Annotated in this window: 12 protein-coding genes; 4 read left to right on the plus strand and 8 right to left on the minus strand. The window is 60.0% G+C overall.

Annotated elements, in window-relative coordinates; all coding sequences use genetic code 11:
• Window positions 1-30 precede the first annotated feature (30 nt).
• The gene (locus tag ACR0J8_RS10215) at window positions 31-489 is read right to left on the minus strand and encodes a winged helix-turn-helix domain-containing protein (RefSeq protein WP_480889978.1); all 459 of its coding nucleotides are present in this window, start codon (window positions 487-489) and stop codon (window positions 31-33) included.
• 111 nt (window positions 490-600) lie between these two features.
• On the opposite strand from ACR0J8_RS10215, the gene ACR0J8_RS10220 reads away from it, so the two are divergent.
• Complete coding sequence (locus ACR0J8_RS10220; protein WP_480524507.1) at window positions 601-810, plus strand: hypothetical protein; 210 nt, start codon at window positions 601-603, stop codon at window positions 808-810.
• 125 nt (window positions 811-935) lie between these two features.
• Here ACR0J8_RS10220 and ACR0J8_RS10225 read toward each other — a convergent pair whose 3' ends face one another.
• Window positions 936-2,180, minus strand: coding sequence for a molybdopterin molybdotransferase MoeA (locus ACR0J8_RS10225; protein WP_480524509.1), 1,245 nt, complete (start codon window positions 2,178-2,180; stop codon window positions 936-938).
• 239 nt (window positions 2,181-2,419) lie between these two features.
• On the minus strand, window positions 2,420-3,436 hold the full coding sequence (locus ACR0J8_RS10230; protein ID WP_480524511.1) for a succinylglutamate desuccinylase/aspartoacylase family protein: 1,017 nt from the start codon (window positions 3,434-3,436) through the stop codon (window positions 2,420-2,422).
• Between the two features lie 403 nt (window positions 3,437-3,839).
• Here ACR0J8_RS10230 and ACR0J8_RS10235 point away from each other — a divergent pair, with 403 nt between their 5' ends.
• Both ACR0J8_RS10235 and ACR0J8_RS10240 read left to right on the plus strand, forming a co-directional pair.
• Window positions 3,840-4,781 (plus strand): LysR substrate-binding domain-containing protein, encoded by a 942-nt coding sequence (locus ACR0J8_RS10235; RefSeq protein ID WP_480889982.1) that lies wholly within the window; start codon window positions 3,840-3,842, stop codon window positions 4,779-4,781.
• 110 nt (window positions 4,782-4,891) lie between these two features.
• On the plus strand, window positions 4,892-5,932 hold the full coding sequence (locus tag ACR0J8_RS10240; protein ID WP_480889984.1) for an aromatic ring-hydroxylating dioxygenase subunit alpha: 1,041 nt from the start codon (window positions 4,892-4,894) through the stop codon (window positions 5,930-5,932).
• A gap of 170 nt (window positions 5,933-6,102) precedes the next feature.
• Here ACR0J8_RS10240 and hutU read toward each other — a convergent pair whose 3' ends face one another.
• From hutU to hutI, 4 genes are read right to left on the minus strand one after another with little or no spacing between them, the layout of a single operon-like run.
• Window positions 6,103-7,785 (minus strand): urocanate hydratase, encoded by a 1,683-nt coding sequence (gene hutU / locus ACR0J8_RS10245; RefSeq protein WP_480524517.1) that lies wholly within the window; start codon window positions 7,783-7,785, stop codon window positions 6,103-6,105.
• Window positions 7,782-8,576: an N-formylglutamate deformylase gene (gene hutG, locus ACR0J8_RS10250; protein WP_480889987.1), complete on the minus strand. Its 795-nt coding sequence runs from the start codon at window positions 8,574-8,576 to the stop codon at window positions 7,782-7,784. Before hutG ends, hutU begins: the two co-directional genes overlap by 4 nt.
• Window positions 8,573-10,111, minus strand: coding sequence for a histidine ammonia-lyase (hutH, locus tag ACR0J8_RS10255; RefSeq protein ID WP_480889990.1), 1,539 nt, complete (start codon window positions 10,109-10,111; stop codon window positions 8,573-8,575). Before hutH ends, hutG begins: the two co-directional genes overlap by 4 nt.
• Window positions 10,108-11,319, minus strand: a complete 1,212-nt coding sequence (gene hutI, locus ACR0J8_RS10260) for an imidazolonepropionase (RefSeq protein ID WP_480889993.1) — start codon at window positions 11,317-11,319, stop codon at window positions 10,108-10,110. Before hutI ends, hutH begins: the two co-directional genes overlap by 4 nt.
• Window positions 11,320-11,400: 81 nt before the next feature.
• Here hutI and ACR0J8_RS10265 point away from each other — a divergent pair, with 81 nt between their 5' ends.
• Window positions 11,401-12,765 carry a formimidoylglutamate deiminase gene (locus ACR0J8_RS10265; protein ID WP_480889995.1) on the plus strand — a complete coding sequence of 455 codons (1,365 nt, stop codon included), beginning with the start codon at window positions 11,401-11,403 and terminating at the stop codon, window positions 12,763-12,765.
• On the opposite strand, the gene ACR0J8_RS10270 is transcribed toward ACR0J8_RS10265, so the two are convergent.
• Complete coding sequence (locus ACR0J8_RS10270; protein WP_480889998.1) at window positions 12,762-13,301, minus strand: HutD/Ves family protein; 540 nt, start codon at window positions 13,299-13,301, stop codon at window positions 12,762-12,764. The genes ACR0J8_RS10265 and ACR0J8_RS10270 overlap by 4 nt on opposite strands.
• Window positions 13,302-13,362: the final 61 nt, after the last annotated feature.

Consider the following 13,362-nt stretch of genomic DNA (forward strand, 5'->3'; position numbering starts at 1 on the left):
GCCGTAAGCAGGGTTTTGCCAGTCTTGTTCCTAGTGGGTCGTCCAGCTTCCGGAAATCAACATCGGATACCCTTCGCCGGAAACAGTATGCGCGATGGAGGTCCCGTCCTTGGAACGACAATATTTCACCAAAGGCAATGGGTTAGGTTGCGCCGGGGAAAGAGCAGAGTACGAAGCCTGATCTTCACCGTGTTGGACGGAAACTGGTCCGATCAGCCGAAATCCACGCCGCCCTACAGTCTCAATGTAACTTGGATTTTTTGCGTCATCCCCGAGCGATTTTCGGATCTCAAAAATGTACTCGCGCACAAGATCCGGGTTCACAAACAAGCCATGCCGTACGGCCTGAAGTATTTCTTCCCGAGACAAAACCATACCGGCCCTGGAAATCATGTACTCCAGCACTTCGGTAGCTTTTGGCGATAGTGTCGATTGATCCTTTCCCGATGACAATTTGCCATCCTTGAGATTCAATACCCATCGCCGCATGTGCTCCTCCCACACTGCCTGCAAGATCAACGATACATCAACGATAAGTCAACGGCATCGCCAAGTTCATGCGGATACCATGTTCCGGAGAGCCAATCAGGAATTCGCGCTATGCCACAAGTATCAACGAACAAACTGGGTCAACCCGGAGCCTCTGGCAACAACAACGGAGCCAACGAAGTCGCGCCTTTGTTGCTGCGACTTGCAAACCAACTGGAGGAAGAGATTTGCCGCGCGCTGATGGAAGACAATGTCGCGTTGGCAGAACGATTGGTGGCCCCACAATGTGAGCTGAAGAAGCTTGCCCAAGGTCTTGGTTGATGAAGCTCACAACCACTAGTGGTTAGTCAGCGACTGCTTGGTTTTGTTTTGCGCCCATCAGAGGATCAAGCCACTGTCTTTCAACACACGATAGGGACACAACCTTCGGCCCGGGCACCGAGCGCTCAGAACCTTATCAGTTCCAGAGCGTACCCCTTTGGTAGGGTTTCGACATCCGCCGGGATCACGGCCAACCCGTCCGCCTGCGCCAGCAACTCCACGCGCCCGCTGTAGGACGGTGCCATCAGGTGCAGGCGCGGCCTGCCGTCCGGAGCTGTGCCCCGGATCTGCACCGGGCGAAATTCCTGCCGCCCGGGATGACGCTGCAGCGGTTCCGCCAGCACCGCCTGTTCGGCGACAAGCGGGCTTGGATGCAAACCGGCGCGCCGTGCCATCATCGGCGACCCGATGATTTGCCAGGTAATGTAGGCGGAAACCGGATTGCCCGGCAGCCCGATATAAAGCGCATCGCCGTGACGTCCGAACATGATCGGCTTGCCCGGCTTCATGGCCACTTTCATCACATCTGTCTGACCGCCGATTTCGGAAAACAGGCGCGGCATGTGATCTTCGTCGCCAACAGATACGCCGCCGGTTGTGACGATCAGATCGCATGTGTCGCATGCCTGCCGCAAGACCTGTTCCAGCAAAACAGGGTCATCCTCGACCGGGCCGATGTCCGTCAGGTCGATCCAGCGCTTGTCCAGCAGCGCCCGCAGCATATAGCGGTTCGAGTTGTAAATCTGGCCGGGGCCGAGGTCTTCTCCGAGCTGGCGCAGTTCGCTGCCGGTCGAGAAGATGGTGATCTTGAGCTTGCGGTATACCTTGACCTGGCCAAACCCGGCTGAGGCCAGCGCCGCGGCCTCGCGCGCGCCAATCTTGCAGCCGCGACGCAGGATCAGTGCCCCCGCTTTCAGGTCCTCACCGGCGCGGCGGATATGCTGTTCGGCGGTCGGGCGACTTGAGAAGCGGATACCGCCTTTTGATAGCTCGCAATCCTCCTGCATCAGAATGGCATCGAAGTCATTCGGCACCGGCGCACCGGTAAAGATACGCAAGGCGCTTCCTGCGGGTGCCTGATGCGCGCCACTGTCCCCGGCGGCCACGCGCCCGGCGACGGGCAGATCAAAGACCGGCCCCGCGCCCAGATCGCGAGTGCGGATCGCGTAGCCATCCATGGCGGAGTTGTCGAAGGCGGGCATGTCGGTCCTGCTGAGGCAATCCTCGGCCAGAACCCTGCCAATCGCCTCAGTCAACGGTACGGACTTTGTTTCGACAATCGGATTGGCGGCGGCCAGCCCCCGTGTCAAGGCGTCCGCCACGGACACGTACATGTGGGCGTGCCGGTCGCAGGCGCATCCATCAGCCATCTTTGTTTCTCCGGGTTCAGCCGAATGCAAGGACAACCCCGGCAAACCAGCGTCAACACTGTTCATGATCGGACGGGTCGCAACCCGGCCAACAAACCGCGCCCAATGGACACCGAGACCCTAGCGCTGTCCTTGACATAGGTCACAGCTCGTCGCCACTTGCCTGAACACGTCCCCCATGCCCATGCTGTGATTGTCGGTCTGCGGCAGAATCTCGGCCAGCCCCCGCAGCCTATTGGCTAAATTGCGTAGTCCCCGCAAATCATCAGCAGGTGATCACCGGGTGAGACCAAAGGGTTTCGACGCGTGACGCAAACGACTCCGTCCTGCTGGGTCGTCAATGATGCAGGTGGGTGCCCGATGTTGTGTATGTCATACAAGGTCGCAACGACCTGTCCTTTGCCGACCTCGTCACCAAGCTGCACGTGAAGGTCAATCAACCCCTCAAAATTACTGGTGACATGCGAGCAGTCTGCACCCACATCAACAAAACGGGTCATGGCAGCATCCGCGGGTTCCGTCATGACCTCATCGACTGCGAAAAGCCCTAGGTTTGACAGAACACGGCAGCAGCCCGACCAGCCAATCTGGAAAGAGCGGGTGGTCATCGTGCCCATCCCCCCAAGCTCGCAGGAAAGGAATTTTTTGCCCTGACGATAGGCTTCCGAGTCGAAATCTGCACCCTCGCCGGACGTTCGACTCACCATTGTGAAATCGGCACCAAATTGGCGCGCAAGATCAATATTGTCTGCATTCAGCGCCGCATCATTCCCTAGGCAAACGAACGCACAGTCAATGTAACGCGTGGCAGTTCCGCCTGAGTGAAAATCCAGAATGATGTCGGATTGCGGGATCAACTCATGTGACACGAACCGGGCAATGGCAGCCGTCGGTCCGGGAGCATGTGTCCCGGGGAACGCCCGGTTCATATTTCCCTGATCCAGTGGCGACACACGGGTACGCGCACGCACGGCAGGCGCATTCAATGCCGGCAGCGCAATGATGCGCCCGTTCAGCTGCTCCGGCTCGAGCTCTCTCAGCATCCGGTGAAGGATAAGCTGCCCCTCGTACTCGTCTCCATGGTTGCCAGCCGTAAGTAGCACCGTAGGTCCGGCCCCACCGCACAACACGCCAATGGGAACGCGAATGGTGCTGAAAGCAAGCGCATTGTTGGACAGGGTCACGTCGATGAAGCCGGTCCGTTTGCCCGGACTTACAAGATCAAGCGAGCATCGGACCGGGCAATTCTGAACCATCGAGTCACCTTCTGAAAATATCACGTTTGTCAGCGGCTTCAAATTCGACCACTGCGCGCATGCTCTCATCTTTATGGTTAAGTTCAAAGCCTTCGTTGATCTGATCTTGCATTGGCCATCAGTGATCATCGAATCTTTGATTTGCCCAATCACCGGTCCTTGTGGGCATCCATCCGACCAGAATCTCTCTTGAATGCAGTTGCTCGCCAAAATCAATCTGCGGCCACTTGAACGACCGGGTTGGTGTCGATGTTTGTCAAAAAAAAGGACCATCGATGAAAAGCTGTCGGCTAATGAAGCGCTTTTCTGAAAGCACACCTGAACTGGATCTGTTTTCTTCTGGCACCAAGTTGGGTAGCCTGCATCACAATGCAGTTTTTCTAAACTTCTTCAAGCGGTACATATGCGTCGAACCCCCCTCCCCTCCCTCCGGGCTTTGCAAACATTCGAGGTGTTTGGGCGTACCAATTCCGTCGCCGATACCGCGCGGGAACTGAACGTCACACCCGGTGCGGTCAGTCAGCAGCTCAAGGTGCTGGAAGAACAAACCGGTCGCGCGCTGATTGCCCGGCGGGGCCGCAGCGTTTTTCTGCGCCAGGATGCACAAGTTTACCACCAGTTCCTGTCCGAAGGGTTCGAAGCACTGCATCGGGCGCAGCATTACCTTGCGCGGATGGAGCGTGAGACGAGCCTGTCCATAAGCGCCTTGCCATCTTTGCTGTCCAAATGGCTCTACCCGATTCTCGGCGATTTTCAGCAACAGCATCCCGGCGTTTCAATCCGGCTGGATTCCACCCATCAGGAACCGGACCGCCATTTGCTGAGCGTCTCGTTCAGACTTACATATGGTGATCAGGGGCGGGATTTCCCGTTCCAAAAGGAACTGTTCACGGACACCCTGTTTCCCGTATGCTCGCCGGAGTTCGCGCGCAACCACCCCGAGCTTGTGACGCCGGAAGGACTGTCGCGCGCGCCCCTGCTGTGCACAGACTGGGGGCCCGGCTTCGAAGACGTCCCGGACTGGGAAGACTGGTTTGCAGCGAACGATATCGACGCCTCACCACGACGGAAGGATGCCGTCTTTTCGCTGTCCAGCCTGGCTTTGGATGCCGCCATTCAGGGACGTGGCGTGGCGTTGGCACAAACATCTTTTGTTCAACGGGACTTGCAGATGGGCTATCTGTGTCGCCTGTCCGAACAGGAAATACCAATGCCCAGACCCTATCTGGTCTGCTGGGGTGAAGGCGCGCTGGACGAACGAACGGCACGCAGCTTTCTGGACTGGATTCTGCAGGCAGGACGCGACGTCTCAAAATCGCTCGGAAACTCCTCAAGAGATCGGTAAAATGATTTAGTTTTCCTAAGCAACAAGACAGGCAGCAATACTATACAAGCCCGCATTCCCCGCACATAAGTTCCTAAAGCGCGAATAAACTATTCTGCGGGAGGTGAGCCGTGTTTCTGAAAAATGCCTGGTACGTTGCGGCCTGGAGTTCCGAAATCACTCATGAGCTGCGGCAAATCCGGGTTCTGGGCAAGAAAATTTGTATCTATCGGACCCGGGCCGGTGAGGTTGTCGCGCTGGAGGACGCCTGCCCGCACCGCAAACTGCCGCTGTCAAAAGGCCGCATGAAAGGCGACGATGTGGAATGCGGCTATCACGGGCTGACGTTCGACTGCGCCGGTCAGTGTGTCTCGGCCCCCGGCAAAGGGCGTATTCCTTCCTCGGCTAAGGTGCATTCCTATCCGGTGCATGAAAAATACGAACTGGTCTGGATCTGGATGGGCAATCCGGCCATGGCCGAGCCTTCCGAGATCTTCGAGATCGAGCATTACGACGACCCCGACTGGGGCATCAACCGTGGTGCGGCGATGGAGATCAGGTGCAACTATCTGTACATGACCGACAACCTGCTGGATCCAACGCATGTCGCGTGGGTGCACCAAAGCTCTTTCGCGCAGGATGCCACGAAGGACACGCCGCTGTCGGTTACAAAAAAGGACAACGGCATCGTCGTGCGTCGGTGGATGATGGATGTGGAACCTGCCCCGTTTTACAAGAAGGTGGTCGAGTTCGAAGGCAATTGCGACCGGCTGCAGCACTATGAAGTGCGCTATCCCAGCCATGCGCTGATTAAGGCCGTCTTCACCCCTGCTGGTACCGGGGGGCCGGACGGACCGCTGCATGCGCGGACCTTCATCATGGACAGCTACAACTTCATGACGCCGACCTCGGAAACCGAGACCCGGTATTACTGGTTCCAGCTGCGCAACATCCGCCCGGACGACGCCGAGCTTTCCAGGATGATGAGTGAGGATGTCCGCCACGCATTCGAAGAAGACCTGGCCGTTCTCGAAGAGGTACAGATCGGCATGGACGAAAAGGAAAGCCCCCATATCGACCTGAGCATCGACGGAGGCCAGCTGCGCTTCCGCCGCCAACTGGAAGCAATGATCGCCGAAGAGGCGATGGTCGATGCCAAGATGGAGGGCTGAGGCGGCCGGGAATATCCGTTAGTATCGGGTCGCACAAGATAAGGGAGCGCGCGATCACCACGGCGTTCGAACCTGAAATCAGGTGTCGCAATGCGTACGCCTTGCGTGCTTCCGAGGCAATCGCAATCTTCAGTAGAGATGCGGAGGGGCAACCCCTCCGCCACTTACATTTACCCCAGGATGCCGGGCAAGCGCAGGCCATGTTCGCGGGCGCAGTCTTTTGCGATGTCATAGCCGGCGTCCGCGTGCCGCCAGACTCCCGAGGCCGGGTCGTTCCACAGGACACGCTCAAGCCGTTTGGCGGCCGCATCCGTGCCGTCGGCGCAAATCACGACGCCTGCGTGCTGGCTGAACCCCATTCCGACCCCGCCACCGTGATGCAGCGACACCCATGTGGCGCCTGAGGCAGTATTGACCAGCGCGTTCAGCAGCGGCCAGTCACTGACGGCGTCCGAGCCATCCAGCATTGCCTCCGTCTCGCGGTTGGGTGATGCGACCGAACCGCTGTCCAGATGGTCGCGACCAATGACGACAGGTGCTTTCAACTCGCCGTTCCTGACCATTTCGTTGAACGCCAGCCCGGCGCGGTGACGGTCGCCCAGACCGATCCAACAAATGCGCGCGGGCAGGCCCTGGAAGGCGATACGTTCCTGCGCCATGTCGAGCCAGTTGTGCAGATGGGTGTTCTCGGGGAACAATTCTTTCATCTTGGCGTCGGTCTTGTAGATATCCTCGGGGTCGCCCGACAGCGCACACCAGCGGAACGGGCCAATACCACGGCAGAACAGCGGACGGATATAGGCCGGGACAAATCCGGGGAAGGCAAAGGCGTTTTCCAAACCCTCATCCTGTGCCACCTGCCGAATGTTGTTGCCATAATCCAGTGTCGGAACGCCTGCGTTCCAGAAATCGACCATGGCGGCCACGTGTTGTTTCATCGAGGCCCGTGCCGCTTTTTCCACCGCCTTGGGATCGCTTTCGCGCTTGTCTTTCCACTGTGCCATGGTCCAGCCCAGGGGCAGATAACCGTTGACCGGGTCATGCGCCGAAGTCTGATCGGTGACGATATCGGGACGCATGCCACCGGCCTGCATCCGGGCATAGATTTCGGGGAAAATTTCGGCGGCATTGCCGAGGAGGCCGACGGATTTCGCCTCGCCCGCTTTGGTCCAGCGGTCGATCATCTCAAGCGCCTCGTCCAGCGTCTCGGCCTTTTCGTCCAGGTATTTGGTGCGCAGGCGGAAATCGATGCTGTCGGGATTGCACTCGACCGCCAGACAGCAGGCCCCGGCAAAGACGGCGGCCAGAGGCTGTGCGCCACCCATGCCGCCCAAACCGCCGGTCAGGATCCACTTGCCTTTCAGATCGCCGCCATAATGCTGACGTCCGGCCTCGGCGAAGGTTTCGTAAGTGCCCTGAACAATGCCCTGCGTTCCGATATAGATCCACGAGCCGGCGGTCATCTGGCCGTACATCATCAGGCCCTTCTTATCGAGCTCGTTGAAGTGATCCCAGTTGGCCCAGTGCGGAACAAGGTTCGAGTTGGCGATCAGCACACGTGGAGCATCGGCATGGGTGCGCACGATGGCCACCGGCTTGCCGGACTGCACCACCAGCGTTTCATCCTCTTCCAGATCCTTGAGGCTGGCGACGATGGTGTCAAAATCTTTCCACGTCCGCGCGGCGCGACCGATGCCGCCATAGACCACCAGTTCATGCGGGTTTTCAGCAACGTCCGGGTGCAGGTTGTTCATCATCATCCGCAGGGGGGCTTCGGTCATCCAGCTTTTGGCGGTCAGCTCAGGGCCGGTTGGCGGAAAGATATCGCGGGTGTTCTTGCGGGGGTCGGTCATGGGGCAAGCTCCAGTGCAGTGTCTTTGATGGCGTCCAGAATGTCGGAAAGCCAGCGGCGCAGGCGGGTGGCCTTGCGGTCGCCATAGGACCAGGGCGGGCATTCTGTGGTCAGGTAGGTGGATTGGGCCAGTTCCATCTGAATGGCGTGCAGGCCTTCGTCGAGGCGGCCGTAGTGCCGGGTTGTCCACCCGCCTTTGAACCGCCCGTTCAATACGGTGCTGTAGGGGGACGAGGCGGCAAATTCATGGGCAATGGCCTCGATCTGGGGCGCGCAGGTTGTCCCGCCATTGGTACCCAGATTCATGTCCGGCAGGACACCGTCAAACAGGAATGGAATGTGGCTGCGGATCGAATGACAGTCATACAGAACCGCAATTCCATGGATCGCCTTCACCCGCGCCAGCTCGGCCTCGAGCGCTGCGTGATACGGCGCATGGAACGTTTCGCGGCACTCGGTGATCTCTGCCTCGGAAGGTGGCTGGTCCCAGATGTCATGTCCGTCAAAATCCGTCAGCGGCACCAGCGTCGTGGTGTTCTGCCCGCGGTAGAGAGACACGCCCGACGGATCACGGTTGGCATCAATCACATAACGGTGGAATGTGGCCCGCACCGTGGTGGCCCCCGGAAGAAGCCCGTCGTAAAGTCGGTCAATATGCCAGTCCGTATCGGCCAGTTCCCGGCCGCGGTCGTTCAGCCTGGCCTTGATGTCAGGCGGCACGTAGGTGCCCGTATGGGGCAACCCAAGCACAAGGGGGCTGTCGCCCCGGATGATTTCCACCGGATGGGTCATGCGCCAAGCCTGGGCATTTCAATCTCTGTGCCATTGGCAATCTCACCACTGGCAATCAGAACCCAGGCGGCTTCGATATCCGGGGCGGTATAGCGGTCATCGCCAAGGGGAGGAACCACCGCGCGCAGACGCGCCATCACGCCCTGCAGGGTTTCACTGGTGGGCAGCGGCGCGCGGAACTCGATCCCTTGCGTGGCACAAAGCAGTTCGACCCCCAGAATGCGTTCCAGATTGGTCACCATCTGCCCCAGACGTCGTGCACCATGAGCGGCCATGGACACGTGATCCTCCTGATTGGCCGAGGTCGGGGTCGAGTCTGTCACGCAGGGGTTGGCCAGATGCTTGTTCTCGCTCATCAGGGCGGCGGTGGTGACTTCGGCAATCATAAGCCCCGAGTTCAGCCCTGGATTGGGGGTCAGGAAAGGCGGCAGGTCAAAGCTGAGCACCGGATCCACGATCAGGGCAATACGGCGCTGCGCAATGGCCCCGATTTCCGCAATCGCCAGCGCGATCATATCGGCGGCAAACCCCACGGGTTCAGCATGGAAATTGCCACCCGAGACGATGAGCGCCGCGTCGGCCAGCACCAGCGGGTTGTCGGTCGCGGCATTGGCCTCGATCTCGAGCGTCGTGGCGGTCTGTCGCAGGACGTCCATCGCGGCACCCACGACCTGCGGCTGGCAGCGGATGCAATAAGGGTCCTGCACCCGCGTGTCGCCCTCGCGATGACTGTCGCGGATCACCGATCCGGCCAGCAATGCGCGCATGGTGGCTCCGGCCTCAATCTGGCCGCGATGGCCACGCAATGTGTGAATCTCGGGCTGCAATGGCGCGGTTGACCCCATAATCGCGTCGGTGGTCAGCGCCGATGTCACCAGCGCGCTTTGAGCGGCCTGCCAAGCACCAAAAAGACCGGCCAAAGCAAACGCGGTCGAAAACTGGGTTCCGTTGATCAGGGCCAGACCTTCTTTGGGGCCAAGTTCGACCGGGGTCAGACCGGCTGCGGCCAGTGCTTGGTCGCCCGGCATCACGGTGCCGCCAAACTCGGCCTCGCCTGCGCCCATCATCACCGCTGCCATATGCGACAAGGGCGCAAGATCACCTGACGCGCCCACGGACCCCTGCGCTGGGATCACCGGGGTCACGCCCTTGTCCAGCATTGCCTCAATCAGGTCGATCAGTTCCAGCCGCACACCGGATGCACCGCGCCCGAGGCTGAGCAGTTTCAGCGCCATCATCAGCCGCGCATGGGCGCGCGGAATGGCCGGCCCCACCCCACAGCAATGGGACAGGATCAGGTTGCGCTGCAGGGTCGCCGTATCTTCGGCCGCGATCTTGACGCTTGCCAGTTTTCCAAACCCGGTATTGACCCCATAAACCGCCGCTTCACCCGCTGCCGCATCGGCAATGCGCGCATGGGCAGCTTCGATAGCGGGACGGCAGGCCGGGTCCAGCCGAACCGCGCATTCTTCCCGGTATACCTGTTCCAGTCGCGCCAGAGACACAGAGCCGGGGGTGAGTGTCAGGGTGGTCAATTGAGTTCTCCGAGTATGCGGGAATGAAGCGGGTTGAAGCCGATGCGATAGGCCAGTTCAGCCGGGTGCGTTGCATTCCAGACGGCAAGATCGGCGCGCAAACCGGGGGCGATACGGCCGCAATCGTCCAGACGCAGCGCGCGTGCCGCATGGGTGGTGACACCTTGCAGCGCCTCTTCGGGCGTCATCCGGAACAGGGTGCAACCCATGTTCATCGCCAGCAAAAGCGAGGTCATCGGCGCCGAGCCCGGATTGCAATCAGTGGCCAGCGCCATCGGTACCTTGTGCTTGCGTAGCAGGTCGATTGGCGGGGCTTGTGTTTCGCGCAGGGTGTAGAAGGCACCGGGCAAGATGACGCCGACCGTGCCGGCGGCCGCCATGGCCTGAACGCCGTCCTCGTCCAGATATTCAATGTGATCGGCTGAAATCGCCCCGTAGGATGCGGCAAGTTTCGTGCCGCCCAGATTGGACAACTGTTCGGTATGGCATTTGATCGGCAGTCCCAATTCTGTGGCCGCATCGAACAATGGCACCAGTTGCTCGGGCAGGAACGCAATCCCTTCGCAGAAGGCATCCACCGCGTCCACCAACCCTTCCGCATGGGCGGCACGCAGGGTCGGAATGCAGACTTCGGTGATATAGGCTTCGGGGCGGTCCTGATATTCAACCGGAACTGCATGGGCGCCCAGAAAGCTGGTCACGACCCGGACAGGGCGATGTCGTGGCAGCGCCCTTGCGGCGCGCAGCATGTTCAATTCGGTTTCTTGATCCAGCCCGTAGCCGGATTTGACCTCGATCACCGAAACACCTTCAGCCAGCATCGCATCCACCCGTGGCAGCGCCTGCGTGACCAGATCCTCCAAACTGGCAGAGCGCGTCGCCTTCACGGTCGAGATGATGCCGCCGCCTGCACGCGCCACTTCTTCATAGCTGGCGCCGTTCAGCCGCATCTCGAACTCGACCGCGCGGTGGCCGCCAAAGACCACATGCGTATGACAGTCAATAAATGCAGGTGTCACCAGTCGACCCTCGAACGAGGTCCGGGGCAGCGCTGCAAATTCAGCGGGCAGTTCGGTCTGCGGACCGACCCAGGCGATGCGACCATCCACAGCCGCAATCGCGGCATCCTCGATCAGACCATAGGCATTGGCAGCTTCCACCATCGTCGCTGCGTGCAGATCGGTTAACAGATGATCGCGGGCCTGCATTCGAATCCCTCTCCCCTGCAATTCTCTCTTTTCTGGTACAGGTCTTTATGTCATATGTCTATCCATAAAGCGGAGACACACATGACAGCCATATTCGCAAATCGCGCCCTGCTGCCCACTGGCTGGGCAGAGAACCTGCGGCTTGAGGTCGAAAGCGGGCGGATTGCGCGCCTGACCCCGGATTCCGCGGCGTGTGATGAAGATACCCGCGTCGACATTCTGCTGCCTGCCTTGTCGAACCTGCACAGTCACGCCTTCCAGCGCGCCATGGCCGGGATGACCGAGTATCGTCTGGCCGGTCGCGACAGTTTCTGGACCTGGCGCGATTTGATGTATCGCTTTACCGGCCATCTCAGCCCCGAACAGGTTCAGGCCATCGCGGCGTTGGTTTATCTTGAGATGCAGGAGGCCGGATATGCCGCGGTCGGCGAATTCCACTATCTGCATCACCAGCCGGACGGGACACCTTATGACCGCCTTGCCGAGCTGTCGGACCGGATCATGGCCGCTGCCGCCGAGACCGGGATTGGACTGACGCATCTGCCGGTGCTCTATTCCTATGCGGGCGTCGGGGAAAAGCCGCTGGAGAGTGGCCAGCGCCGCTTTGGCAACGATGTGGACCGTTTCTGCAAATTGGTGGAGCAAGCCCGTGGCGCGCTTGGTGATCTGCCAGATGACTGCCGGGTCGGCATCGCCCCGCATTCTCTGCGCGCCACCTCGCCAGCCGATCTGGCGCAAGTTGTTGCCGCGCAGGGCGCTGGCCCGATCCACATTCACATCGCCGAACAACCGAAGGAGGTGGCTGAAGTGCAGGCGGGTCTGGGTGCGCGCCCAGTTGAATGGCTGCTGGACAATGCGCCGGTCGATGCCAACTGGTGCCTGATCCACGCCACGCATATGACTGAGGCCGAGACCTGCGCCATGGCTGGCAGCGGTGCCGTTGCGGGCCTCTGCCCCGTGACCGAGGCCAATCTGGGCGATGGTCCCTTTAACGGCCCTACTTACCTAATTGCAAACGGCGCCTTTGGCGTGGGTTCGGATTCCAACGTGTTGATATCCCTCACTGAAGAGTTGCGCACACTGGAGTATTCCCAGCGTCTGCGCGATCTGTCGCGCAATGTGTTGGTCGTGGGCGAGGGCTCGGTCGGGCGGACGCTTTATTGCGGCGCGGCAGTGGGTGGCGCGCAGGCGCTTGGCCGCGATGCGGGGCAGATTGCCGAGGGCAAGCTCGCTGACCTCGTGGCTGTGGACGGCCAAAACCCAGCCTTGTGTGCCTTGCGCCCGGACCAGCTTCTGGACGGGCTAGTATTTGCCGCAAAGGACCATGTGGTGACAGACCTGTGGTCTGCCGGCCGCCATCGCGTGCAAAATGGCCGCCACGTGGCACGGGACCAGATCATCTCCGGTTACCGGGCCGCCATGGCCGGGCTTTTGTCTGGTCTCTAGACCCGAACCTGTGCAAATCGGACAGACAGGACTGTGGCATCAGGGGCCGGAGTGACGGTTAAGGCGTCTTCCGGCCATTCCGCCTCTCCCGCGATCATCTGAGCACCAACTGATGTGACAGCCATACCCTTCGCAACAAAGACGAAGCTAAACGGTGCCACATCGAAATGTTGTGCACCTATATGAACATCCACGCTGGCCGTGATAGCCTGCGGATCGTAAATCACATTGAATGCCCGGCACGGCCCGTCCAGCAGCCGCGCATTCAGCGGCAGCGCCCCATCGAAATACAGCGGCTTGAACGGCCGGGCCTTATAAATGTCGGTCGAGCCTTGCAAATTCAGCCCGGCCCCGTCGATGATCGTGTGCACCCGCGCCAGACCTGGAAAGCGTGAGAATGGCCCGTCACGGCCGATCTCGGCAACGCTTATGCGCCAGGCGAGCTGGTGTTCAGTCCGCTGGACGGCCAGTTCACGGGTCACGCCACCGCCATTGGCCCAAGGGGCGGCTGCCGTCTCCTCAAGCCTGATACGCATGCGGGTCAATTTCTTTGCATGTCGTCATTAATCTGGACATAATATGAATATGGGCAAAATG

Source organism: Ruegeria sp. N11 (assembly GCF_056531525.1).

Excerpts from the sequence above, each read along its gene's own strand:
- ACR0J8_RS10215 (WP_480889978.1), bottom strand. The coding sequence starts at position 489 with ATGCGGCGATGGGTATTGAATCTCAAGGATGGCAAATTGTCATCGGGA.
- ACR0J8_RS10220 (WP_480524507.1), top strand. The coding sequence starts at position 601 with ATGCCACAAGTATCAACGAACAAACTGGGTCAACCCGGAGCCTCTGGC.
- ACR0J8_RS10225 (WP_480524509.1), bottom strand. The coding sequence starts at position 2,180 with ATGGCTGATGGATGCGCCTGCGACCGGCACGCCCACATGTACGTGTCC.
- ACR0J8_RS10230 (WP_480524511.1), bottom strand. The coding sequence starts at position 3,436 with ATGGTTCAGAATTGCCCGGTCCGATGCTCGCTTGATCTTGTAAGTCCG.
- ACR0J8_RS10235 (WP_480889982.1), top strand. The coding sequence starts at position 3,840 with ATGCGTCGAACCCCCCTCCCCTCCCTCCGGGCTTTGCAAACATTCGAG.
- hutU (WP_480524517.1), bottom strand. The coding sequence starts at position 7,785 with ATGACCGACCCCCGCAAGAACACCCGCGATATCTTTCCGCCAACCGGC.
- hutG (WP_480889987.1), bottom strand. The coding sequence starts at position 8,576 with ATGACCCATCCGGTGGAAATCATCCGGGGCGACAGCCCCCTTGTGCTT.
- hutI (WP_480889993.1), bottom strand. The coding sequence starts at position 11,319 with ATGCAGGCCCGCGATCATCTGTTAACCGATCTGCACGCAGCGACGATG.
- ACR0J8_RS10265 (WP_480889995.1), top strand. The coding sequence starts at position 11,401 with ATGACAGCCATATTCGCAAATCGCGCCCTGCTGCCCACTGGCTGGGCA.
- ACR0J8_RS10270 (WP_480889998.1), bottom strand. The coding sequence starts at position 13,301 with ATGCGTATCAGGCTTGAGGAGACGGCAGCCGCCCCTTGGGCCAATGGC.